General features: G+C 41.1%; 23 protein-coding genes and 1 tRNA gene. 14 read left to right on the forward strand and 10 right to left on the reverse strand.

Annotation, left to right across the window (positions count from 1 at the left end):
- Window position 1: 1 nt before the first annotated feature.
- The 5 genes from IEV18_RS03975 (at window position 2) to IEV18_RS03995 (ending at window position 4,918) form a co-directional block, all read left to right on the forward strand.
- Complete coding sequence (locus IEV18_RS03975) at window positions 2-745, forward strand: LytR/AlgR family response regulator transcription factor (RefSeq protein ID WP_229733545.1); 744 nt, start codon at window positions 2-4, stop codon at window positions 743-745.
- Between the two features lie 131 nt (window positions 746-876).
- On the forward strand, window positions 877-1,188 hold the full coding sequence (locus tag IEV18_RS03980) for a DUF485 domain-containing protein (protein ID WP_188391086.1): 312 nt from the start codon (window positions 877-879) through the stop codon (window positions 1,186-1,188).
- A 1-nt stretch (window position 1,189) separates the two neighbouring features.
- Window positions 1,190-2,719: a solute symporter family protein gene (locus tag IEV18_RS03985; protein ID WP_188391087.1), complete on the forward strand. Its 1,530-nt coding sequence runs from the start codon at window positions 1,190-1,192 to the stop codon at window positions 2,717-2,719.
- Window positions 2,720-2,891: 172 nt separating this feature from the next.
- On the forward strand, window positions 2,892-4,616 hold the full coding sequence (acsA, locus tag IEV18_RS03990) for an acetate--CoA ligase (protein WP_188391088.1): 1,725 nt from the start codon (window positions 2,892-2,894) through the stop codon (window positions 4,614-4,616).
- Window positions 4,617-4,759: 143 nt separating this feature from the next.
- Window positions 4,760-4,918: a small acid-soluble spore protein P gene (locus tag IEV18_RS03995; protein ID WP_373281883.1), complete on the forward strand. Its 159-nt coding sequence runs from the start codon at window positions 4,760-4,762 to the stop codon at window positions 4,916-4,918.
- A 47-nt stretch (window positions 4,919-4,965) separates the two neighbouring features.
- Here IEV18_RS03995 and IEV18_RS04000 read toward each other — a convergent pair whose 3' ends face one another.
- Both IEV18_RS04000 and yidC read right to left on the reverse strand, forming a co-directional pair.
- Window positions 4,966-6,693 carry a SulP family inorganic anion transporter gene (locus tag IEV18_RS04000; RefSeq protein ID WP_188391089.1) on the reverse strand — a complete coding sequence of 576 codons (1,728 nt, stop codon included), beginning with the start codon at window positions 6,691-6,693 and terminating at the stop codon, window positions 4,966-4,968.
- Between the two features lie 287 nt (window positions 6,694-6,980).
- Window positions 6,981-7,775, reverse strand: a complete 795-nt coding sequence (gene yidC, locus IEV18_RS04005) for a membrane protein insertase YidC (protein ID WP_188391090.1) — start codon at window positions 7,773-7,775, stop codon at window positions 6,981-6,983.
- Between the two features lie 411 nt (window positions 7,776-8,186).
- Between yidC and IEV18_RS04010 the strand changes: the two genes are divergently transcribed.
- The 4 genes from IEV18_RS04010 to IEV18_RS04025 all read left to right on the forward strand — a co-directional run bounded on the left by IEV18_RS04010 (window position 8,187) and on the right by IEV18_RS04025 (window position 10,899).
- Window positions 8,187-8,780, forward strand: a complete 594-nt coding sequence (locus IEV18_RS04010; RefSeq protein ID WP_188391091.1) for a Dph6-related ATP pyrophosphatase — start codon at window positions 8,187-8,189, stop codon at window positions 8,778-8,780.
- Window positions 8,781-8,878: 98 nt separating this feature from the next.
- The gene (locus IEV18_RS04015; RefSeq protein ID WP_188391092.1) at window positions 8,879-9,241 is read left to right on the forward strand and encodes a spore coat protein; all 363 of its coding nucleotides are present in this window, start codon (window positions 8,879-8,881) and stop codon (window positions 9,239-9,241) included.
- A gap of 189 nt (window positions 9,242-9,430) precedes the next feature.
- On the forward strand, window positions 9,431-9,982 hold the full coding sequence (locus IEV18_RS04020) for an SLOG family protein (protein WP_188391093.1): 552 nt from the start codon (window positions 9,431-9,433) through the stop codon (window positions 9,980-9,982).
- 125 nt (window positions 9,983-10,107) lie between these two features.
- On the forward strand, window positions 10,108-10,899 hold the full coding sequence (locus IEV18_RS04025) for a GNAT family N-acetyltransferase (RefSeq protein ID WP_188391094.1): 792 nt from the start codon (window positions 10,108-10,110) through the stop codon (window positions 10,897-10,899).
- A gap of 78 nt (window positions 10,900-10,977) precedes the next feature.
- On the opposite strand, the gene IEV18_RS04030 is transcribed toward IEV18_RS04025, so the two are convergent.
- Complete coding sequence (locus IEV18_RS04030) at window positions 10,978-11,337, reverse strand: hypothetical protein (RefSeq protein ID WP_188391095.1); 360 nt, start codon at window positions 11,335-11,337, stop codon at window positions 10,978-10,980.
- A gap of 101 nt (window positions 11,338-11,438) precedes the next feature.
- Window positions 11,439-11,606 (reverse strand): AbrB/MazE/SpoVT family DNA-binding domain-containing protein, encoded by a 168-nt coding sequence (locus IEV18_RS04035; RefSeq protein ID WP_188391096.1) that lies wholly within the window; start codon window positions 11,604-11,606, stop codon window positions 11,439-11,441.
- A 135-nt stretch (window positions 11,607-11,741) separates the two neighbouring features.
- Between IEV18_RS04035 and IEV18_RS04040 the strand changes: the two genes are divergently transcribed.
- The 4 genes from IEV18_RS04040 to aguA all read left to right on the forward strand — a co-directional run bounded on the left by IEV18_RS04040 (window position 11,742) and on the right by aguA (window position 15,458).
- Complete coding sequence (locus IEV18_RS04040; protein WP_188391097.1) at window positions 11,742-12,260, forward strand: GNAT family N-acetyltransferase; 519 nt, start codon at window positions 11,742-11,744, stop codon at window positions 12,258-12,260.
- 17 nt (window positions 12,261-12,277) lie between these two features.
- Window positions 12,278-12,733: a YrvL family regulatory protein gene (locus tag IEV18_RS04045; protein WP_188391098.1), complete on the forward strand. Its 456-nt coding sequence runs from the start codon at window positions 12,278-12,280 to the stop codon at window positions 12,731-12,733.
- Between the two features lie 135 nt (window positions 12,734-12,868).
- The gene (locus IEV18_RS04050) at window positions 12,869-14,269 is read left to right on the forward strand and encodes a sigma-54 interaction domain-containing protein (RefSeq protein ID WP_188391099.1); all 1,401 of its coding nucleotides are present in this window, start codon (window positions 12,869-12,871) and stop codon (window positions 14,267-14,269) included.
- A 112-nt stretch (window positions 14,270-14,381) separates the two neighbouring features.
- Complete coding sequence (gene aguA, locus IEV18_RS04055; RefSeq protein ID WP_188391118.1) at window positions 14,382-15,458, forward strand: agmatine deiminase; 1,077 nt, start codon at window positions 14,382-14,384, stop codon at window positions 15,456-15,458.
- Window positions 15,459-15,533: 75 nt separating this feature from the next.
- Here aguA and IEV18_RS04060 read toward each other — a convergent pair whose 3' ends face one another.
- The 4 genes from IEV18_RS04060 to IEV18_RS04075 form a co-directional block, all read right to left on the reverse strand.
- The gene (locus IEV18_RS04060; RefSeq protein ID WP_188391100.1) at window positions 15,534-16,871 is read right to left on the reverse strand and encodes an APC family permease; all 1,338 of its coding nucleotides are present in this window, start codon (window positions 16,869-16,871) and stop codon (window positions 15,534-15,536) included.
- Window positions 16,872-16,986: 115 nt separating this feature from the next.
- Window positions 16,987-18,468 (reverse strand): aldehyde dehydrogenase family protein, encoded by a 1,482-nt coding sequence (locus tag IEV18_RS04065; protein ID WP_188391101.1) that lies wholly within the window; start codon window positions 18,466-18,468, stop codon window positions 16,987-16,989.
- Between the two features lie 78 nt (window positions 18,469-18,546).
- Entirely contained in the window at window positions 18,547-19,926 is a 1,380-nt protein-coding gene (locus IEV18_RS04070; protein WP_188391102.1) for an aminotransferase family protein, read from the reverse strand.
- A 7-nt stretch (window positions 19,927-19,933) separates the two neighbouring features.
- On the reverse strand, window positions 19,934-21,187 hold the full coding sequence (locus tag IEV18_RS04075; protein ID WP_188391103.1) for a M20 family metallo-hydrolase: 1,254 nt from the start codon (window positions 21,185-21,187) through the stop codon (window positions 19,934-19,936).
- A gap of 206 nt (window positions 21,188-21,393) precedes the next feature.
- Between IEV18_RS04075 and IEV18_RS04080 the strand changes: the two genes are divergently transcribed.
- Window positions 21,394-21,870, forward strand: coding sequence for a GNAT family N-acetyltransferase (locus tag IEV18_RS04080; protein ID WP_188391104.1), 477 nt, complete (start codon window positions 21,394-21,396; stop codon window positions 21,868-21,870).
- 70 nt (window positions 21,871-21,940) lie between these two features.
- Here IEV18_RS04080 and IEV18_RS04085 read toward each other — a convergent pair.
- A tRNA-Ser gene (locus IEV18_RS04085) sits at window positions 21,941-22,031 on the reverse strand.
- 116 nt (window positions 22,032-22,147) lie between these two features.
- Window positions 22,148-23,200: a C45 family autoproteolytic acyltransferase/hydrolase gene (locus IEV18_RS04090; protein WP_188391105.1), complete on the reverse strand. Its 1,053-nt coding sequence runs from the start codon at window positions 23,198-23,200 to the stop codon at window positions 22,148-22,150.
- Window positions 23,201-23,278 lie beyond the last annotated feature (78 nt).

The raw sequence follows: 23,278 nt of genomic DNA on the forward strand, positions 1-23,278 counted from the left end.
GATGCGTGTTTTAATTGCGGAAGATGAACAGTTGGTTCGGGAAGAGCTGATTTACTTATTAGAAAGGGAGGAGGATGTTACTTTATGTCCGGAAGCAACGACAGGGGATGAGTTAATCACACTATATAAAGAGAACAGGCCAGATGTCATTTTTCTTGATGTGCAAATGCCAGGTAAATCAGGGATTGAAGCAGCGAAGGAAATTTTGAAAGATGAAGGAAATCCGCCTTTATTCATTTTTACGACTGCCTATGATGAATACGCGGTAGAAGCATTTGAAATAGAAGCGGTCGATTACTTATTGAAACCATATGACGAAAGGCGATTTCAAGAGACGATGAAAAGGCTAAGGAAAAAGCTGGCCCAGCAGGAAAAAGAGTCAAAGGAAATGCGGCTAAAACAAAACTCCCGGACAGAAAAACTCCTTATTGATGACGGGGAAAAAATGATCGTATTGTCCCCGGAATCCATTTATTATGCTGTTCCAAATAATCGGATGCTGGAAATTCATACGGAACAAAAAGTAATTTACAGCCGGATGACATTGCAGGAGCTGGAGAAAAAGCTGAAAGGTTATCCGTTTTTTCGCCCCCATCGCAGTTATCTCGTAAATATCGAACAGATTCAGGAAATAACGCCGTGGTTTAATGGTACGAGCAACATAAAACTGAAGGATAAAAAGAAAACAGTCATCCCGGTCAGCCGTTCAGCAAAGCGAGTTTTATTCAAAATTTTCGAAAGATAGCCATTCATTTTTAAATCCCGACCGTTCGAGCGGGATTTTTTGCAATTGATGCGAAAAATAAATACAACCCTCCTTATTTTACTATACTTTGAAGTAAGCGTTTTCAAGTAATAATAAGGAGGGAATTTTTTATGAGTCGGTTTGAAGAAATTGAGAGTTCAAAAGAGTTTCAGCAGCTGAAACGGTCGAAACAGAAGTTTATTTGGCCAATAACGTTGATTTTTATTATCTATTATTTGATTTTGCCTTTAATGGCCGGTTATGCAAAACCGTTAATGACCAGCTTCGTATTTGGAAATATTACCTTTGGTTACTTGTACGGCATTTCCTTCTATATTGTAGCATGGGGACTGGCTTTTCTTTACGTATATCAGGCACGGAAATTTGATAAAAAGGCAGCAGAAATTAAAGAAAAATACAGTGTAGGCAAGAAGGGGGCATAATATGAGTCCTCAAATATTCGGCGTTATTTTGTTCGTCGTCATTGTTGCTTTAACGATGTATGTCACCTACATCGCGGCAAAAAGGAATAAGGATACATCGGATTTTTATGCAGCAGGAAGATCGTTAACGGGCATGCAAAACGGTTTTGCTCTCGCTGGAGATTATTTAAGTGCAGCCTCCTTCCTTGGTATTGCAGGACTTGTTGCGCTTCATGGGTATGACGGATTTATGTATGCCGTCGGCTGGCTGATGGGATATGTCATCGTCCTTTACATCGTTGCTGAACCATTTCGAAATTCAGGAAAATTCACCCTTGCTGACGTTTTATCTTACCGCCTGAAGGCAAGACCGGTCCGAAGTGCGGCTGCGGTTGTAACATTGGCGGTTACCCTTTTTTACATGGTCGCCCAGCTCGTTGGGGCAGGGGCAATCATTCAGCTTCTTGTCGGTATACCGTATGAAGCGGCGATTATATTTATCGGCATATTGATGATCATCTACGTTACATTCGGGGGAATGCTGGCGACAAGCTGGGTACAAATCATAAAAGCGGTGTTATTAATGTCTGCGATGATTATTATGATTCTCTTTATTGCCGTGCTCTTTAATTTTAATTTATCTTCCCTGTTTGGTGCGGTCATTGATGAAAATGGCGTCGGCTTCTTAGAACCAGGCCGGCTCTATACGAATCCGATTGATCTGTTATCATTGGGCCTTGCTTTAATTTTGGGAACAGCCGGTTTGCCACACGTTCTCGTCCGTTTTTACACGGTTCCGGATGCCCAGGCGGCGAGGAAGTCAGTTATTTGGGCGATGATGCTGATTGGGTTTTTCTATATCATGATTACGTTAATCGGTTATGCAGCCAGTGTATTTGTCGGCCGTGAAAATATCGCTGCCGTTGATCCGGGTGGAAACATGGCTGCGCCGTTATTGGGGCAGTATTTAGGCGGCGGTGAAGGTACATTTGGCGGCGAACTGTTTATGGCTGCCATTGCCGCAGTAGCTTTTGCAACGATTATTGCGGTAGTAGCCGGTCTCGTCATCACGGGTGCAGGAGCATTTGCCCATGATATTTATACAAATGTCATAAAGCGCGGAGAGGTGGACAGCAAGAAACAATTTAAAGTTGCCCGCAATGCAGCCTTAGTAATCGGAATTGTGTCGATTATCGTCGGCATCCTTGCGAAAGGATTAAACGTTGCATATCTCGTTGTTCTTGCATTTGCTGTAGGAGCAAGCGCCAACTTGCCGGTTATCATCTTCTCCATTTATTGGCGGAGATTTAATACAAATGGTGCGGTGGCAAGTATGCTCATTGGTACGATTACGGCGGTGACCCTAGTAATGATTGGGCCGAGCGTTATGGGGGAAAATGCCATCTTTCCATTGGCCAATCCGGGAATCATTAGTATTCCGGTAGGGTTCCTGTCCGCGTACTTGTTTACTATCTTCAGCAAGAAGGAAGAGAATGCACAGAAATTTGCGGAAATGTCGGTGAGGGCGAATACCGGATTAGATGCCGAGTAAATACAGCAGTTCGTACACAAAGAGAGGTTTTTTGCCTCTCTTCTATCCCCATTATGAACAGAGGGGGTGACGAAATTCCATCGACTATAAACATGGAAAAGTGCTTTTGCTGGGAGCCGGGTTAACGTTCAAAATCTGAACATAGGAGACTAATAGCAAGGGAGATGGGAAAATGAGTCAAATCATCGCTCCGCAGACGGATAAACCGAATATGCCGCCTTATGAAGAAGTCTATCGGAATTTTGATTGGAAAGAGGTAGAAAAGAATTTTTCCTGGCATGAAACAGGTAAAGTAAATATGGCGTATGAAGCGATTGACCGCCATACGGAAACATGGAGAAAAAATAAAGTAGCACTATATTATAGTGATGCAAAGCGAAATGAAAAATATACGTTCCAAGATTTAAAAGATTTATCTAATCAATTTGCCAACGTCTTGCGGAAAATCGGGGTACAAAAGGGAGAACGGGTTTTCCTGTTTATGCCTCGGTCGCCGGAAATTTATGTTAGCCTTCTTGGGACGATTAAAGTCGGAGCCATTGCGGGCCCGCTATTTGAAGCGTTTATGGAACAGGCAGTCCGTGATCGGCTGGAAAATAGTGATGCTTCAGCTTTAGTAACGACACCAGAGCTGCTGCCAAGGGTACCTTATAAAGAATTGCCAGCATTAAAGCATATTATTCTCGTCGGAGACGGAGAAATTCCGAATGATGACGGGGATACGAAGTTTTATATCTACCAGAAAGAGATGAACGAAGCTTCCCGTGAAGCAGAGATTGAATGGGTTGACCGGGAGGACGGCCTCATCCTCCACTACACGTCCGGTTCAACGGGAAAGCCTAAGGGAGTTTTACACGTTCATAATGCAATGATTCAGCATTATCAAACGGCGAAATGGGTTTTGGACTTAAAAGAGGATGATATTTTCTGGTGTACGGCAGATCCGGGCTGGGTGACGGGAACTTCCTATGGAGTTTTTGGTCCTTGGCTCAATGGAGCGTCCAACTTAATTCGCGGCGGCAGATTTAGTCCGGACGATTGGTATGCTACGATTGAAAAACATCGGGTTACTGTATGGCTCAGTGCTCCGACAGCATTCCGCCGGCTTATGGCAGCGGGAGATGAAAAAATAAAGGAGTATGACTTAAGCTCTTTGCGTCACATTTTAAGTGTTGGTGAACCGTTAAATGCGGAAGTCGTCCATTGGGGAAGAAGAGTTTACGGGTTAAGCATCCATGACCATTGGTGGATGACAGAGACTGGTGGAATGCTCATTGCCAATTATCCTTCCATGCCTATTAAGCCGGGTTCCATGGGAAGAGCATTTCCAGGCATCGAAGTGGCAATTTTAGACAATGAAGGGAATGAAGTCCCGCGGGGACAAATGGGATCCTTATGCATTAAAGCCGGCTGGCCGTCGATGATGAGAAAAATTTGGAAGAATGAGAAGAAATATAACGAGTACTTCCAATTCCCGGGCTGGTATATATCTGGAGATTTAGCTACGATGGATGAAGAAGGATACGTTTGGTTCCAGGGACGGGATGATGACGTGATTATGACCTCGGGGGAGAGGGTCGGTCCGTTCGAAGTAGAAAGTAAATTAGTAGAACATCCGGCTGTGGCAGAAGCTGCTGTTATTGGAAAGCCGGATCCGGTTCGAGGTGAAATTATTAAGGCTTTCGTTTCATTAAGGGAAGGTCTTGAAAAATCCGAAGAGCTTGCAGAAGAACTAAAAATATTTGTCAGAAAAGGCTTGGCGGCCCATGCAGCACCGCGCGAAGTGGAAATTAGAGATTCTTTACCAAAGACACGGAGCGGCAAAATTATGCGTCGTGTATTAAAAGCGTGGGAATTGGGCTTGCCGACAGGAGACCTTTCGACTATGGAGGAATAATTTCAAAAAGAAGCTTGTCTTCCTGAATAGAAAAGAAGATAAGCTTCTTTATCTGTTGACACAAACAATTTAAAAAGGAAACTATAGCAAGATGAATAATTAATGGGGGATGCAAAAGACTAATGAAAGGAAAGAAGGGAGGTATGTTATTGGCGAGCAGACCAAAGGGACCAAAACAGCAGCAAAAAGCGAATTTGCCGAAAAGTCCTGAGCAGCCTTACGGGGAACCTTTAAGCGGTTCAAAAAAAGTAAAAAATCAAAATCACTCCCGGCAAAATCATAACCCCCATCATGATATGTAAATGCAGACAGACCCGATTCAATCAGGGTCTGTCAGCGTTTCGGCCAATCAGCTAATGGTCGCTCTTATATTTTGGCCTTTTAAATAAACGTTGCACGATGGGGAGCCTTTACGCGAGCATAACGAACATTTTTCGCTATCCACTATCCCGATTGCATAATCGACAGCATCTGTGGAAGATTGAAAGAAGTATTTTTTGCCAATCTCATCATATAACCCGCTGATTTTAAGCATGTGCTCTACTTTCGGGTTTACTTCAGAAAAAAGCGTCACTCCTCCTGTTTTATGAAAGTCCCGTACTAAAGAGGATAAATTCGCGATTCCTGTTGCATCGATGATGGATACATGTTTCATTTTCAAAATGAGCACTTTTGGCCTTTTATTAATGTGGTATGTAATTACCGATTCAAATTTGTCAGCAGCACCGAAAAATAGCGGCCCCTCTACGGTAAAGAAAGAGATTTGCGGACAAGTAGATTCGAATTTGTGCATTTCATCGTTTGCGTTGTTTTTCAGTCGGGCAGGAATAACTCTTTCGATCTCCAATACTTCACTCATTCGCTTAATAAATGATGCCATTGCCAATAACAGACCAATTGGCACAGCAATGGTCAAATTGACAAATACGGTCAGCAAAAAGGTCACTATAAGAACTAAAGAATCGCTCGTTTTCAATTTCACCATATGGATGAATGATTTATGTTCACTCATGTTAAAGGCGACAACCATCAATATTGGAGCTAGCGAAGCTAAAGGAATATAGGCGGTATATGGTGCGAATAAAAGGAGCGTAATTAAAACGATGAGACCTTGAAATATGCCGGATAGCGGGCTTGCCGCACCGCTTTTTATATTTGTAGCCGTTCTTGCAATTGCTCCTGTTGCAGGGATTCCGCCAAATAATGGGGTGACCATATTGGCAATACCTTGTCCGACAAGTTCCCGATTGGAATTATGCCGTTTTCCCGTCATTCCGTCTGCGACAACGGCAGAAAGGAGGGACTCAATTCCGCCGAGCATGGCGATCACAAAGGCTGGCTGCCAAAGGGTCAATACTTTTTCCAATGTTATTTCTGGAAAATGTATACGCGGCAGTCCTTGCGGAATTCCCCCAAATGCGGAACCGATTGTCACCACCTGATTTGGGTAAAATACGGATGCAATGATGGTTGGAATGGCGATTGCTACCAGTAATACAGGGATTCTCGGGAAAAGCTTTGGAACAAAAATAATGACAGCAAGGCCGATGGCAGCGGTGAAAATGCTAAACCAATTAACTTTATCCAAATTTTGCATGATTTGAATCATGTTTTGGTGAAAGTATTCTTTCTTTTCCAATCCTTCAATACCGAGAAAATCACCAATTTGCCCGCTGAAGATGATTACTGCAATTCCTGCCGTAAAGCCAATCGTTACGGAACGGGGGATGTATTTAATTAAATTTCCCAAATTAAAAAAGCCCATTAAGATGAGCATCAGTCCTGCCAAAAAGCCGGCGATTAATAAACCTTCATATCCATACTGGAGTACGATGACGAGCAATATAGGTATGAATGCACCGGTAGGTCCGGCAATTTGATATTTTGAACCTCCAAACAGACTAACGAGTATTCCGGCGATAATCGTCGTATATAAACCATATTCCGGTTTTACCCCAGACGCTACCGCAAACGCCATACCTAGCGGGATTGCTACAATACTTACCGTTAAGCCGGCAATAAAGTCACGCTTTAAAGAATTTGGGGTTAACCCTTTAAAACGCTCATCTTTTAACAATGATGTATCACTCCTAATAGAATATTAAAAAAGACATGCATATCTATCATAGCATATAAATTTTTAAATTGTTAATAAATTAAAAAATGGGTCGGAAAAGAGTGGTAATTAACGCCGTCTTTTTGTTCATTAATGAAAAATGGAAATATTGCAAAAGAAGAGGGCTGCCGGAAATAGAGCTTTTTCAGAGGATGAGGAAGAAATAATTATCATACATAACTGCTAAGCTGGCTGCTTTAATATAATCGGGCAATATAAAAAGCATTCACCAATTCTTTGGCGAATGCTTAAACAGGCTGCTTATTTTTTTCAGCTGCAGCATGGATCCTTCGCAACATAATGGTTTGCCCAATCATAAAGATTCCGCTGACTGACCAGTAAAGGGGGAGTACGGCAGGGGAATTCAAGGAAATAATACCGATTACTGCCGGTGAAATAACACCGATAATTGCCATTTGCTGTTTCACTTTCACGCTCATGCCTATTTGAGCTGCCTTAAATTGGATAAAATAAACGCAGATGGCAATCACCGTTAAGATGAAATCCCTGCTCCCCAAGTCAAACCATAAAAAGGAATGGGCTGAAATCTCTGGTGTTCTTAAGATGGCATAGTAAAAGCCAATCAGAATGGGGAACTGCAATATAATCGGCAAACAGCCTGCAGCTGAAGCCAATGGATTTATATGATGTTTTTGATAAGCTTTCATCAATTCCCGCTGCATCTCCAGTTGCGCATTCTGACTTTGTTTATTTTTATACTTATTCTGGATTGCTGTTAGTTCCGGTTTTAGTGCATCATATTTTTCCTTTATTTGTAGACTGCTTCTCGTCTGCCGCAAAAAGAAGGGCATCAGCGCAAGCCGGATGGTGACCGTAAGCAAAATAATGGCAAGTCCATAGTTATCGTTCAATAATCCGGCAATCCCTTTAATGAATAGGGAAAAAGGATATACAAAATATTGATCGAAAAAACCGCTGGAATCGGCATGTATTGGTTCGGCTGCGGTACAGCCGGCAAGAAATAATAATGCTGGCGCGAAAAAATTCTTTTTAAGAAATGAGAATACAGATTGTTTTTCCATCGTTTTCCTCCTCGTTTGTTATTTTTGTTTGTTAACGAGAAGGAATTGCTGTCGGCATCATCGTCATCATCGTGTCCCGCTCTATTCGTTTTGCGGATAATCCAATTTGTTATTTCGGAAATGACTGAAACAACTTGTTCCAGCAATCGTAACTGTATTTGGATTTTGCCGGAATGGCGAATAAATAAATTTGTGCTGTCTGATTTTCGGTGAAATGATACTCCTAAACGAATAAGGGGAACCATCGACAAAATAAGGCCGAACCAAAAACATATCAGCGAATATTCATAAAAAAGTTCATTTAATAATTCGATGATAATCTGTATTCACCTGCCTTTGCGGTTTTTATTTACTACGTTCTTATCGTATAATAAGTTTCAATATTGCCTTATGACAAAGGGGGAGGAAATTTTGGCACAAAGAACGGCTTTATTTTTTAGCGGGGGAAAGGATAGCTGTTTTGCGCTGCACCGTCTGCAGCAGCAAAAAATCGATGTCGTATGCCTAATGACAACGGTTTGGAAAGATAAAGACGAAACCGTTGCCCATGGCGAAAAGCTGGAACGTATTAATGGTCAGGCCAAGCGTTTGGGTATTCCGGTGCAATTTATTCCTGTAACTTTTGAAACATACACGGAAGATGTTGTTAAGGCGTTAAGCCAATTAAAGGCTGCGTATCGCTTGCGCGGGGTTGCCTTTGGCGATATTTACCTTGAAGGACACCGGGAGTGGGGGGAACAGGTTGCAAAGGATACCGGTTTAAGCCCTTATTACCCGTTATGGACTGATGAAGAGGGTGCAGTTCGTTTATTAAAAGAATTTGTTGCATCGGGATTTAAAGCAGAGGTAATCCGGGTAGACGAAAGCAAGCTTCCGAAAAGCTGGGTCGGCCGGCTCCTCGACGCAAGTTTTATCGATGATATTCAGCACAAAGATGTATGTCCAATGGGGGAATCGGGAGAGTATCATACTTTTGTATACGATGGTCCGATCTTCCGGAAGTGAAAAATCCCTTTTATTTTTGGAAAATAGGTACTTGTTTATACACTCCAATGATAAATTACATAGGTTAATAGTGTATCATAACAAGAAAGGGGATTACTATGCGACGCAGACATCACGGACCACATTGTGGTTGTCCGAAATGTATTGTGCATCCGGTTAAGCATAATACGGTTCATACTTGTTCTGAAAGTGAGGTACTACACGTTCATCCGTCTCATACAACGGTCGTTAACCATCATTTAGTTAAAAATCAGCATATATTCCCGCATTCGACTTCATTCCAAAATGTAACCAATAGTGTAGATCAATTTGGTCCATCTTTTGAAGTCCCTGGTCCAGGATTTGGCCCAGGTCAGGTAGCGGGAGCAATGCAGCCGGGATGTGGACCGGGTCAAGTAGCAGGGGCGATGCAGCCGGGATACGGAATGGGTCCTTGGAACAAGCCGAAGAAAGGATGTTAAGCTGTATTACGCTGGCATGTTGTATTGCCAGCTTTTCTTTTTGTTTATTGTATTTAACGAAATCATTGTTTTGAAATCGCTATATTAATGATGCTTTTTTCCTGAAAGTTCTGCTTTCAGCATGTACAATGTGGAAAAGACAGGCTGTATTGATTCATTTGATGATGACCGTAAAGGAGGCGTTGTAAATTGAAAGTATTAGCCGTTTCGGGGTATAAGCCGATGGAAATAAATATTTTTGCGGAAAATGACCCAAGGATTCATTTTATAAAAAAAGCAATCGAGAAGAGATTGGAACAGCTAATACATAATGGTCTTGAGTGGGTTATCGTTTCCGGACAAATGGGCGTCGAATTATGGACAATCGAAGTTGTATTGGATTTAAAAGAAAATTATGATATTCAAGTGGCTGTATTTCCGCCTTTTGAAAATCAGGAAAGCCGCTGGCCGGAACATCTGAAAGAAAAGTACCAGGAATTAACGATGGCATCTGATTTCTATAAGCCTATTTATCAAGGAGACTATAAAGGAACTTATCAATATCGGGCAAAAAATTTATTTCTCGTTGATAAAAGTGATGGCTGTTTGCTGCTGATGGATGAAGAATTTCCCGGGAGCAATAAATATTTGTGGGAGATTGCGAAAAAGAAGGATGAATATTCTATATTTCTTATTACACCGGCAGATTTAGAGGAAATTGTCGAAGAAATACGCATGTCTAATCCGGAATACTGGAATTAAATTCCCTTCATAAAAATATCGATAAGATTTAATGTTAAAAATAATTAAAGGATTTAAAAATAAAGTATAGAAATATACATTAGTAAGAAGATGTACACTTTAGCAATTGATGTTGGAGGGAAAATATGAAGGATTTTCCAGTGCTGGAAACAAAGCGACTTCATCTTGTAAATATTTGTCCATGTTACACAAAAGATTTATATGATATTTTATCCCGGGATAATGTAACCCGATACTATGGTGTGGATAGTTTAGAATCTATTGACGAAGCTGCAGAGTTAGTCGAGCAAATCCAGACCCTTTTCAGGCAGGGCCGAAGTATTCGCTGGGGGCTCGTATTAAAGGAGACGGGCCAATTTATCGGAACTGCAGGGTTAAATAATATTCATTATTGGAATAAAAAAGCAGATATCGGCTATGAGCTGCACCCGGATTTTTGGCGAAAAGGGTTCATGTCGGAAGCGGTTTGCTGCATTCTTGAATACGCCTTTGAGGTGATGGAATTGTATCGGATCGGGGCGTTGACTTACCCTGAGAATATTCCTTCTATCCGTTTATTAAAGAAATTGTCCTTTCAGCAGGAAGGCATCCTCCGCGGATATTTGCAACAGAGCGGCCGTTCCCATGATGTTATTATGCATTCGTTGTTAAAGCCGGAATGGGAGAAGTTAAACCATCAGACAGGTGAGGAAAAACTTTTTCCTGTCCAGCAAAGGGAGAAAAAGTTATATCAGTTGACCACTATTCCGTACCTACCGCACTCGACAATTTTGGCAAAGGAAATAAAAGTATTGAAAAAAGAGATTCATCAATTAAAAGGCAGGGAACGAAGAAAAAAAGAGAAACTCTTAAAGAAAAAATTAAAAATGTATCAGCAAATTTGCCCCCACTCACTGAAGGATCGTTTAATTAAGTAAGTTTACAGATCGATGGAATATCCGGGGACAATAAGAGATTGGACACGGGATGATAAAGGTTTTCTCTTGGCCATTTGCTTATATTTGCAGGAGCAAATATACAATGACCGCCAGACAACACACTATACGGCTCGTTTCTTTCCCGTGTTCATCGCTGCAGGCCGCATGTATTATGTTATAAATTAAGTGAATGTCTTTAAAAGGAAAAAGTTCTCGTCCGCTTGATATATTTTTTCTATTTTCCTGGAATTCCTGGCCAAAGGTTTGGGCGAGACAACGAAAGAAGTAATCGTCGGTATCTGCTTCCCGGACGATTTCAATCATCTCCCTCGGATTTGCTTCCCCGTCGTTCACTGGTTTGGCCGGAAAAAGGATAAATAATAAAGTGACCGAGAGAATGCTGAATAGGGAAAGGATTTTACGAAAAGTATTTTTCATAGAAAGTTTAGAGCTACCTCCCTTCATAGAAAGCATTCTATGAAAGGAGGGGTTGTACAGTGTGGGTACGCTGTTTAGCTTTTCATATAATAGGGTAATGTTTATTGTCTTTTTTCCTTTTTCATTTTGCGGATGATTAGCTCCTGCTGTTTAACTTCGATCTCCATTTCATCCCCGTGGGCCAGCCCTGCTTCGTGCAAAATATCTTTTGGGAACGTAACTCCGTAGTTTTTCCCGATTTTTGTAATTTTTCGCTGTAATTTTGTCAAAACCATCACCCCATCTAGCATTTTATAAACTATTATACTTTTTTTCTCATATTTTAAGAAACTGATTTTTACAGTATCATATTATTCCATACTATATTAAAATGGAAAGTAACCGAATGGATTAGGGGGAAAAGCATGGATACTTGCATTCGGGAAATGACAAAATCCGATATACCGATTGTCCAGGATATTGCCAGGGAAAGCTGGCACGATACATATGAAGGGATTATCCCAATAGATATCCAAGACCGGTTTTTAAATTCCGCATATCATCGCCGAAATATGAAAAGAAGGCTGAAGCAGTCACATATTTTTGTTGCGGAAGTGAAGGGGAAAGTCGTCGGTTTTGCTAACTATTCTCCGGTATCGAAAGACAGATCGGTTGAACTTGGAGCAATTTATTTATATCCGGCGTACCAGGGACAGGGTCTTGGTACTAAATTATTAATCGCCGGGGTTGAAAAGCTTAAACCAGAAAAGATTTATTTATATGTCGAGAAAAATAATGTTAAAGGGATGCGCTTTTATCAGGCAAGAGGTTTTAAAAAGGTGAAAGAATTTGAGGATGAATTGTATGGGCATCCTTTGCAAACCGTGCAAATGGTGCTGGAAATAAACGAAATGGAAAATCAATCGAGGAAGGCTGAATTATAAAATGACAGGATGTTTTTATGCGTAAAATATCACAGGGAATCATGAGTTTTTTGGAGAAAGCCGTTGTATTTTTCACCGTCTTATTTTTAATCCTCTTTGCTTTAATCTTCGTTTTGCTGCTGTATTTTTTTGGCTTTGCGGGATTTTTTTTCCTCTTTCAAGTGGAATACGAGTCGTTAACGGTACTGCTGTTATACGTTATTTTCGTTCTTCTGTTCGGATTTGTTATCGATTGGATTGCGAAAGTTTTTGTCATGATATGCAACGCAAACGTAAAAAACTACCATTACTCCATGATTATTAAACTATTTATTGAAATGATGTTTGCGTGGGTCACTTTGATTATTGTTGATGAGATGCTGGAACAGGTTACTGTCTCTATATGGCTCGAACTGCTTGCGGCATCCATAATGACCTTGGCAGATTTTACGTTTGAAAATAAAAGCAAATGGAAAAAGAAATTATCTCACTAAAAATAGAGGATTTTTTTAATAACAGTTTTGATGACTGTTATTTTTTTTATGAAAATTTTTAATGTATAATAATTTTGAATTGTTTTTGAATAAGGTGAATCGAATTCGATTCAATCATTGGAAGGCGGGGATTGTATGAATGGAGATTTTATAAAAGATCTACACTTCCATAAAATATTTAATCATTTAAATGATGGAATTTTTATCGCCGATCAATATGGTTATGCTATTTGGGTCAATGAGACAAGTACAAAACAAATTGGCGCACCGAGGTCAAAAATTATCGGGAAACATGTGGATGATTTGGAAAGTAAAGGATTTTTTACACCTTCTGTAACGAAAATTGTATTAGAGAAGAAGGATGTTGTCTCAAAAGTCCAAACGTCCAATGGCAGGCAATTTCTTGCTACAGGATATCCGGTCCAGATAAAGGAAGATAATACTGGATATATACTTGTCCATGTCAAAGATATTACAGAAACAGTAAAAACAACTTTTCAATTGGAGAAGGCAGAAGCACTTATTCAGCAATATTGGCAGGAATTGCAGCGGATGAAGTCAGCTTATCAGCAGAACAATGAAGAAAGCAATATCATCGGACAAAGCAAGAAACATGAAAAAATGATAAACAAGATTACACGGCTTAGTGATGTGGATGCAACGATACTGATTACCGGAGAATCAGGAGTAGGGAAGAGCAGAATTGCGGAGGAAATACATAAAAGAAGTTCCAGATCGAAGAAACCATTTCTATCGATTAATTGCGGCGCGATACCGGAATCTTTATTGGAGTCAGAATTGTTTGGATATAAGAAAGGAGCCTTTTCCGGCGCAAATCAGAAGGGAAAAACCGGCTTAGCAGAAATGGCAGAAGGGGGAACATTGTTTTTAGATGAAGTGGCAGAGCTGCCGTTATCACTGCAGCCCAAACTTCTGCACCTTGTTCAAGATAAAACCTTTATCCCTATTGGAGCTACCGAACCAAAAAAAGTGGATATTCGCATCATTGCAGCAACTAATCAAGGCCTTTTGCAAATGGTAAAGGAAAAAAAGTTTCGCGAAGATTTATATTATCGTCTAAATGTTGTATCCATTCATGTGCCGTCCCTCAGAGAGAGAAGAGAAGATATTCTGCCACTCGCATACCATTACTTTAATCATTATAAGAAAAAATACAATAAACAAGCGTCGTTAAGCAATGAACTGATAGATTTTTTTCAATCCTATGACTGGCCTGGAAATATAAGGGAATTAGAGAATATCATCGAGCGTTTAGTAATTACCTCTGAAGGCAACATTATCGGAGCAGAAGATTTGCCAGACCAGATGATTGTAAACATGGAAAATCGAACTTATTCATCTGCAGACTTAAAGGGGAAAACGTTAAAACAATTTTTGGAAGAAATTGAAAAGAGATTGATTGAAGAAGCAATGGAGAAATATCGATCCACAAGAAAAGCTGCTGAATCATTAGGAATGACCCAATCGTCATATATGCGCCGCTTAAAAAAGTATAATTTATCTAAAACGTTGTGATGAAAGCATAGATTTTATATTTTATAGAAAACAAAATTTATGGCATGGATTTTGCAATAAATATATAAAGGGAATTTAGGAGGAGATAAAATTGGTTAGAACTTGGTACACGATGCCGAAAGAAGACGGTTTTCGGATGCCTGGCGAGTTTGAAGAACATAAAGGTACGTGGATGCTTTGGCCGCAGCGGACAGATACTTGGAGGGATGGCGCAAAACCGGCTCAAAGGGCATACGTAGAGGTTGCCAAGGCGATAAGTAAATTTGAACCGGTGACAATGTGTGTGAATCAGGACCAGTACGAAAATGCGCGTGCCATGCTGCCGAGCCACATTCGGGTAGTTGAGATATCGTCCAATGATGCATGGATGCGGGATATAGGCCCTACCTTTGTTAAAAATGATAAAGGAGAAGTACGGGGGATTGACTGGAACTTTAATGCTTGGGGAGGATTGGAGGAAGGGTTATATTTCCCGTGGGACCAGGACCTTCTTGTGAAACAGAAAGTAATGGAAATAGAAGGAATTGACAGATATGAAGCAAGGGATATCGTTTTAGAAGGGGGTGCCATTACGGTAGATGGGGAAGGCACATTGATTACGACGGAGCAATGTTTATTGCATCCTAACCGCAATCCTCATTTGACGAAAGAACAAGTGGAAGAAAAATTGGAGCAATATTTAGGCATCGAAAAAGTCATTTGGCTTAAAAATGGTCTTGTTGGGGATGAAACTGACGGACATGTAGATGAAGTTGTATTTTATGTTCGTCCAGGGGAAGTAGCGTTAGGATGGACCGACGATCCAAATGATCCTAACTATGAAGTTTTGCACGATGCCTTTGAACGATTGCAGTCCGCCGTTGATGCAAGGGGAAGAAAGTTAAAAATTCATAAAATCCCAATGCCACAACAAATCCGGTTAACGGAAGAGGAAAGCAAAGGGATCGATTTTTCGGAACATAGTTTTGAACGGACAGCGGAAAAGCAGTTTATTGCTACATATATCAATTGTTATTTATGTAATGGAGGAGTAATATTGCCAGCCTTTGGCGATCCCCATGATGAAATTGCTGCAGAAATGTTCCAGAAAATCTATCCCGACCGGGAAGTCGTTTCTGTTTATACGAGGGAAATATCCCTTGGCGGAGGTAATATTCACTGTATCACTCAACAACAGCCAAAGGGGTAAATAAAACAGGGTTGTCCTCTTTTACGGACAACCCTGTTTTTTGGATCAGTTTATTGATTTGCAAAGTACGGGCGTTTAAGCTTCCAGCTCCTCAAATTCAATTTCTGGCGGTTCCTTCTTAAAGAAATTCGTAGAAACGACTAAATAGATAAATCCGATAACCGTCCAAATAAATCCGATGAGCAGGGATAACTTATCTAAACTAATCCATAGATAGACGATGAATGCCAACCCGATAAACGGAAAAATCAGATTTGTTATCGTAAATCCAATTCCCTTCCCATTTCGATTCCGGAAATAAGTAATCATGACACAAATATTTACAAAGGAGAATGCGGTAAAAGCTCCAACATTAATAAGGGATGTTGCTCCTTCTAAATCAAGTAAAAGTGCCGATAAAGCCAGAATACCGACTAAAATAATATTCGGAATTGGTGAGTTGTATTTAGGATGCAAATAGCCAAAGAATCGATTTGGCAGTACACGGTCTCTGCCCATCGCATAAAGCAGGCGGGATGCACTAATTTGTGCAGCCAATCCCGAAGCAAATACAGAGAATAATGCTCCAGCCAGGAAAAAGGAAAGGAAAAGATTTCCCCCGATTATTACAGCAATTTCTGGTGAAGCTCCTTCAATATCTTGGAAAATCGAAACGTCCGGGAACAAGGACTGCATAAAATACGTAACGATAAAGAAGAAGATTCCGCCTATGGATGCGACAAGAATAATCGCCTTTGGAATCGTCTTTTTCGGATTGATCGTATCTTCGGAAAGGGTAGTTATAGCATCGAATCCGATAAAAGATAAGGCGAGTAAAGCAGCTGCAACAAAAACTCCATTGATATCACTGACTGCCGGAATCAAATCAGGAACGGTCATAAAACTTTCCGGCCCAATAATAATGGAGCGGATTGTAAGGGCAATAAAGATGACCCCTATTAATACTTGGAAAAGCACCATAAGCAAGTTTACAGATGCAGCCAGCTTGACGCCAAATATATTCAGTATCGTGATTACAACAATTAAACCAACCACCCACGCCCATTCTGGAATATTAGGAAATCCAGAAGATAAGTAAATGCCGGCAAGGAGCGCGTTAATCATTGGCAATGCTAAATAAGCGATAAAGGAAACCCAGCCAACCATAATGCCCACATATGGATTAATTAAATTTTTCGTATACGTATAGACTGAACCGGCATTCGGATAAATGCGCACGAGTTTGCCATAACTTAGTGCAGTGAATAATATCGCAGTAAATACGACAATATATGCCGTCGGGACGAGTCCGGACGAGGCATCGGAGGCGATGCCAAAAGTATCAAAAACTGCAAAGGGCGACATATAGGCTAATCCTAGGGCAACAACGTGCCGCAATGAAAGCTTTCGTTCTATTTTATTCGTTTGGCTCATCAAATCTCTCCTTTAATAAAATGTTGTTTGGATTGTATAGGTGAAGTAAATTGATGTGGTGTTGCAGCTTCAGTTTTATAATTTAAAAGATTCCAACTTTTTTGTGCGCATGTCTTTAGTTTAAGTTAACCCACACGCTTTTTACTTCTGTATAATTCTCTAGGGCGTAGGAACCCATTTCCCTTCCGAATCCTGACTGCTTATAGCCCCCAAATGGAACTGCCGGGTCTGTTAAGTTGTAACAATTTACCCAAACCGTTCCAGCTTTTAGTTTGCGGGCAATATTGTGGGCATGTTTCACATTTTCTGTCCATACACCGGCAGCAAGTCCGTACTTGCTGTTATTTGCTCTTGTAATGACTTCATCAATCGATTTATATGGCATGGCAACAACGACAGGGCCAAATATTTCTTCTCTTGCTATCGTCATGTCATCATGGACATTAGTAAATACAGTCGGGGTAACAAAATATCCTTGCGGCAATGTTTTTCCGCCCGTTATGAGTGTTGCCCCTTCTTCAATCCCTTTTTCAATGTATGAGCAAACTCTGTTTTGCTGTTGTTTGGAAATTAGCGGTCCCATTTTCGTACTTTCGTCAAGCCCATTGCCAAGCTTAGTATTTACTGCATAGTCAACTAATCTTTCTACTACTTTTTCGTACAGATGGTCCGGAATATATACCCTTGATCCTGCACAACAGACTTGGCCTTGGTTTGCCATAATGCCGGAAAATACTCCTGGAATGGCCTTGTCCAAATCAGCATCAGGAAGAATGATGTTCGGCGATTTGCCGCCTAATTCGAGCGTTACCCGCTTCATTGTATTTGCAGCTTCTTTCATGATGGATTGCCCTACGGCGGTAGAACCGGTAAAGGCAATTTTGTCAATGCCAGGATGTCTGACGATTGCTTTTCCGGTTGTTTTTCCCGGACCGTTCACGATGTTAATGACCCCTTTTGGAAATCCTGCTTCCTGGATTAATTTTGCTAAATATAAGGCAGAGAGCGGAGTCTGTTCCGCCGGCTTCAGCACGATGGTACAGCCTGTAGCCAATGCCGGGGCTATTTTCCAAAGAGCCATTTGGATTGGGAAGTTCCATGGAATAATTTGTCCGACAACTCCAACTGGTTCGTGAAGTGTATAGTTAAAATAGGAATTGGAAACAGGGACGGTCTGTCCGGTCATTTTGTTCGTCCAGCCGGCAAAATAGCGCAGCTGTCCTATGGCGTTGGGTAAGTCCCCGTATCTCATTTCGTGGATAGGTTTTCCGTTATCTAAAGTATCCAGCTGAGCCAGCACTTCAAAGTCTCTCTCCATTAAATCTGCCAGTTTATGCATTAAAGCAGAACGGTCAGCTGCCGATAAAGAAGGCCATTCTCCTTCTTCAAAAGCTTTTCTTGCTGCTTGGACCGCAGCGTCAACATCCCTTTCGCTAGCTTCATATACCGTTGCAAGTACTTCTCCTGTTGCCGGATTATAAGTTTCAAAGGTTTTCCCATCCAATGATTTTTGAAATTCTCCGTCAATAAACAGTTCTTTAGGTCCTTTTAGAAAAGAAACTACTTTTTCATGCAAAGCATAAGGTAAAGTGTGCATAATCAGCCTCCTATAAAATCTTTTGGGAGGTGTAACTTACACCTCCAATAAGGGCAGTGATATAGGAATAGAGATTTTCTATATTTTGTTCGATAAAGCTTTTAAGGAATCGTCAATAATCGCAATGATTTTTTCTACTTCATCCTTCTCAATGATGAGCGGCGGAGCTACCGCAACGATATTCATTCCAGGCTCAAAATCAAATGGACGGATTAGCAGATTTCTTTGGAAACATTCATCAACTAAAGTGACCGCTGCCTTCACCGACTCTTCAAAAGGAATATTTTCTTCGGGCGAACGCATGAGGTCGAATCCTCCGAGCAGACCGACATTTCTTCCTTTCGTAAAGAATGAGTATTTTCCTTCCAAATATTCAAAACCTTGGCGCAACACTTCGCCCATCTCAACAGCATGTTGAACTAGGTTATCCCGTTCTAATATTTCGATGTTTTTCAGTCCGACAGCACAGGCTGTTGGATGTCCGCTGTACGTAAACCCATGCGGGAGCATGCCGTCATATTGGGCAATTGTATTGCCGATTTCGTCGGTCATTGCCACTCCTCCAAGCTGGGAGTAGCCGCTCGTAATTCCTTTAGCAAAGGTGATTAAGTCAGGTACAATGTTCCAATTGTCGGCGCCGAACATTTTGCCAGTTCGGCCAAAACCGCAAATCACTTCATCGAGAATGAGATGAATGTTGTTTTCAGAACAAAGTTTCCGTACCGCTTCCAAATATCCTTCCGGCGGAATATGGACACCTCCAGCCCCTTGAATAGGTTCCATGATGACTGCGGCGATATTTTCTGCTCCTTCTTTTTCAATAATGCTATGGATGGAGCCTTCATACTCTGGGTGATTTTTGTCTCCTTGTTCGCACTCGGTGAGATGGGGCTTCGCATTGACAATATTCGGATCAAGGGAACCGGAAAAATTGCGGTACACTTCAATTCCAGTTGCCCGCTGTGCTGCGACCGTCACACCGTGATAGCCTCTGCGCAGGGAAATGATTTTCTTTTTATTTTTGTATCCTTTTAATTCCCAGTAGAAACGGGATAATTTGAAGGCGGTATCGTTCGATTCGGATCCCCCGGAGGTAAAGAACACTGTGTTTAAGTCTCCTGGTGTTAATGATGCGACTTTTTTTGCCAGGCGGGCGGTCGATTCATTGGCATAGCCGTAAAAAGCGGAAGCATATGCAATGCTGGACATTTGTTCATAGGCAGCTTCTGCCAGCTCTTTGTTTCCATGTCCAAGATTCACGTTCCAGAGCATGGAAACACCGTCAATATATTCCTCGCCTTTTAAATCATAGAGGTAGATTCCTTTTCCTTCTTTAAAGACTAGCTTTGGCCCGTTGTCCCGATGGAACTTCGGATTAGTGGATGGATGAATATGGTGCAGCCGATCAATTTCAGAAAGTTCTTTTAATAGCGTCTCATTTGTTGTATTTTTCGTCATAAATCATTCACGCTCCTATTTGTTTTTTGCTTAAAGCTTTAGCTAAATCTAACACTACTTGAAGCAGAACATTTGCTCCCTTTTCGATATCGCTATCTAAGCTAAGTTCTTCTTCATTATGGCTAATGCCATTAATGCTCGGGATAAAAATCATCCCAGTTTCTGCAATGGATGCCATGTATTTTGCATCATGTCCCGGCCCGCTAAATAATTCCATAGAAGAGTAGTTCAGTTTGTCGGCAGCGTTTTTTATCGACTGTATGACTGCAGGTGAAAACTCTACCGTATCCGAATGCCAATCCGTTGTCATATCCATTTCTACATCATGAAGTAAAGCAATCGTGCTTAGCTGTTCTTTCATCCGTTCCAGGGCATACATTCGCAATTCATTATCTTCGTGACGAATATCAACGGAAAACTCCACTTCACCTGGAATTACATTTGTTACATTCGGTTTCACATATACTTTTCCGACGGTAGTTTTTAATCCGTCAATTTCCTTTGTCAGCTCGTTGATTTTTATGATCATTTTTGCGGCAGGCACAAGGGCATCTTTCCGGTGTTCCATTGGTGTAGGTCCGGCGTGATTGGTTTGTCCGATTACTTTTACCGTAACCCAGTTATTTCCTTGGATCCCTTTTACAATGCCGATAGTTTTGTTTTCTTTTTCCAAAATTGGGCCTTGTTCGATATGAAGTTCAATAAAATGTTTTACGTGCCGAATGCGATTTTTTTCTTCCCCTAAAAAGCCGATATTTTCCAGCGCCTCTTTAAAAGTGATACCGTTTTCATCTTTTCGGCTGTAAATGTAATCCTTCGTAAATTCATTCGCAAGACCGCCGGAAGCGAGCATAGGCGGTGTAAATCTAGCCCCTTCTTCATTTGTAAAATTAATGATTTCGATTGGGAGTTCGGTTTCGATCTGATTGTCATTTAACACCCTTACTACTTCTAATGCTGCAAGAACACCTAATACTCCATCGTATTTTCCGCCGCAGGGCTGTGTATCCAGGTGGGAGCCGAGTGCAATGGCTGGCCCGTCAGCATTTCGGCCTTCCCTGCGCCCGTAAATATTCCCGAAATCATCAATTCTTACTTCTAAGTTCGCTTCCTTTAACCATGTTATGAATTGTTCCCGCATTTTGCGGTCTTCTTCAGTAAGCGCGAGCCGGTGCAGTCCGCCATTTGCTGTGGCTCCGATGGCTGCACTGACGGCAATCGTTTCAAGCAGACGTTTCCGACTGATTTTTAATTGGTCCATATGTTTCCCCCTTCAAAAGTTAATAAGCAAAAATCATGCCAAAATTACTAGTAGGAATTTGGAGATGAATAATGATAATATTTAAAATATAAAATAGATTACGAATCATTATTGATTCAAATTTGAGTCGATTTCGAATCAATCGTCAGTTGCAAAGCAATTTCTTGCTCGTTTACGATGAGAGAAAGCGGGATGGAGGAAAAAGCATGAATTTAAAAATTAAAAATATGAACGAGAAGTATGCCATCGAAGTTTTGTGCTGGAAATACGAAAAACCGTATGACTTTTACAATACGGTTTTGACGAGCAGTGCGATTTTGGAATTAGTTACATACGATTATTATGTCGTTTTTCACAGCGATGAAATAATCGGTTATTTTTGTTTAGGTATACCTGCTCAGGTTCCTGAAGGAGAGAGTTTGGGAGTTTATAAAGAGGACTGTATCGATGTCGGAATTGGAATGAAGCCGGAGTGGACGGGAAAGGGGTATGGCTCTAAATTTTTCTCCCTTATTTTAAGCTTTGTAAAGGAAAAGCATGAAGAAAAGCCCATTCGTTTAACGGTGGCAACGTTTAATAAGCGAGCGATTCATTTGTATGAAAAGTTTGGTTTTACGGAAAAAGAAAGATTTATCCGCAAAGATGTGGAATATATGACGATGATCAAAAAAGCTGAGCAATAGGGACTTGAAACAGGGAAAATGAAAAAGAGCGGCATGATGCCGCTCTTTCTATAAGCTTATGAAATAAAAACGGAGAAGGTGGGATTTGAACCCACGCGGCGCGAAACACGCCCTAATGCATTTCGAGTGCATCCCCTTCAGCCGGACTTGGGTACTTCTCCAGAAAACAATAAATATTATAATCCAAAAAACTGGTTTTGTCCAGTACCTATTCGACAAAATTCGGGAAGTACCCCACACCAGCAAATTTCGCCAAGCTTCTGGAGCCGGCCCTTTTCTAGCGGGTATTTTTGTCCATATGGGCGAAGCCTAAATTCGTGTCAACTTCTCCGTATAATTTTTCTTGCGTTATATCTTCTCCTCTGAGCCAGCGGCGGAAATGAAATTCATACGGCTCCTGATCCCCGCCAAGGGCAAACCATGCTTTCCCTTCCTTCGGCAAATAACCAGACGTATGGATTGTTCCGGCCCAGCTTTTATATTGTTTCGCAAAAATGCCTTTATCTGTATCATTGAAAAACCGAAATGCTTCCAAGGCATCAGGTTTTGAACCGCTGTATTGCTGGATTGCGGTAAATCGTTCCATGGAGTCTTGCAAATAATGGCGATTTTCATGGGTCATTATTTCAAAATGATTCGTGCAAACAGCTGCTTTCCGAACCGTAACGTCCCTAGGGCTTGCTTCGATTACGCAAGTTTTTCCCGAAATATCCATCACAATATAGCTAAATGCCTGACGGTGGGGAATTTCCTGAAGCAAGTGCACGGCTTCATCGACCGTAGCACAAGTTTCTAATATAATCCGGCCGATCATGTGGCAGACAAATCCGTCCCCTAAATTTTTGCGGTGGACAAAATTATATCCCATCACTAGTCCTTTTTCATTCATTCCGTCCATCCGCCCGACGATCCGCGAAGACGGGCCAATAATAGCATACCCTTTATCTTTCGGCTGAAAAAAGGTATATCTGCCGTCATATGTCTTCGGATGAAAATCATAGTTGCGAATAAAATAACCTTCTCCTGCAAAAATGGAGCAGCCGCTTTTTACCGGTTCGACCCGATATCCTCCGTAGTCCCGCAGAATGGTTTCCATCGGCTGCTTTAGCGCATCCATTAAGCCGTTCAATTCCTCCCAGATGGATGGGGCATATTTTTTAAACTGAACTTTTGCTTCTTTTACATCAATTTCAAAACGCGGCCGTTTCCATTTCCACTGTTTATTTCTGTTTTCAATCGTCAAGGAATCCTTTAGTCTTAAACCTTGTTCATAGCCAAAATCGTAATGGTTTCCGCGAAATTGAATTATATCGCTGTAAATTTGTTTCATTCTCTCATCCTTTGCTCTGTCATCTATTATTAGTTTAGTATATCTCGGCCCGAAAGATAAATTTCTTGTTTTCCTTTA

Origin of the sequence: Compostibacillus humi (assembly GCF_014637175.1) — a bacterium.
In the GTDB taxonomy this organism is placed as follows: Bacteria; Bacillota; Bacilli; order Bacillales; family Amphibacillaceae; genus Oceanobacillus; species Oceanobacillus humi.

Coding starts and splice junctions, on each gene's coding strand:
- IEV18_RS03975 (WP_229733545.1), top strand. CDS start 2: ATGCGTGTTTTAATTGCGGAAGATGAACAGTTGGTTCGGGAAGAGCTG.
- IEV18_RS03980 (WP_188391086.1), top strand. CDS start 877: ATGAGTCGGTTTGAAGAAATTGAGAGTTCAAAAGAGTTTCAGCAGCTG.
- IEV18_RS03985 (WP_188391087.1), top strand. CDS start 1,190: ATGAGTCCTCAAATATTCGGCGTTATTTTGTTCGTCGTCATTGTTGCT.
- acsA (WP_188391088.1), top strand. CDS start 2,892: ATGAGTCAAATCATCGCTCCGCAGACGGATAAACCGAATATGCCGCCT.
- IEV18_RS03995 (WP_373281883.1), top strand. CDS start 4,760: ATGTTATTGGCGAGCAGACCAAAGGGACCAAAACAGCAGCAAAAAGCG.
- yidC (WP_188391090.1), bottom strand. CDS start 7,775: ATGGAAAAACAATCTGTATTCTCATTTCTTAAAAAGAATTTTTTCGCG.
- IEV18_RS04015 (WP_188391092.1), top strand. CDS start 8,879: ATGCGACGCAGACATCACGGACCACATTGTGGTTGTCCGAAATGTATT.
- IEV18_RS04025 (WP_188391094.1), top strand. CDS start 10,108: ATGAAGGATTTTCCAGTGCTGGAAACAAAGCGACTTCATCTTGTAAAT.
- IEV18_RS04030 (WP_188391095.1), bottom strand. CDS start 11,337: ATGAAAAATACTTTTCGTAAAATCCTTTCCCTATTCAGCATTCTCTCG.
- IEV18_RS04040 (WP_188391097.1), top strand. CDS start 11,742: ATGGATACTTGCATTCGGGAAATGACAAAATCCGATATACCGATTGTC.
- IEV18_RS04045 (WP_188391098.1), top strand. CDS start 12,278: ATGCGTAAAATATCACAGGGAATCATGAGTTTTTTGGAGAAAGCCGTT.
- IEV18_RS04050 (WP_188391099.1), top strand. CDS start 12,869: ATGAATGGAGATTTTATAAAAGATCTACACTTCCATAAAATATTTAAT.
- aguA (WP_188391118.1), top strand. CDS start 14,382: ATGCCGAAAGAAGACGGTTTTCGGATGCCTGGCGAGTTTGAAGAACAT.
- IEV18_RS04060 (WP_188391100.1), bottom strand. CDS start 16,871: ATGAGCCAAACGAATAAAATAGAACGAAAGCTTTCATTGCGGCACGTT.
- IEV18_RS04065 (WP_188391101.1), bottom strand. CDS start 18,468: ATGCACACTTTACCTTATGCTTTGCATGAAAAAGTAGTTTCTTTTCTA.
- IEV18_RS04070 (WP_188391102.1), bottom strand. CDS start 19,926: ATGACGAAAAATACAACAAATGAGACGCTATTAAAAGAACTTTCTGAA.
- IEV18_RS04075 (WP_188391103.1), bottom strand. CDS start 21,187: ATGGACCAATTAAAAATCAGTCGGAAACGTCTGCTTGAAACGATTGCC.
- IEV18_RS04080 (WP_188391104.1), top strand. CDS start 21,394: ATGAATTTAAAAATTAAAAATATGAACGAGAAGTATGCCATCGAAGTT.
- IEV18_RS04090 (WP_188391105.1), bottom strand. CDS start 23,200: ATGAAACAAATTTACAGCGATATAATTCAATTTCGCGGAAACCATTAC.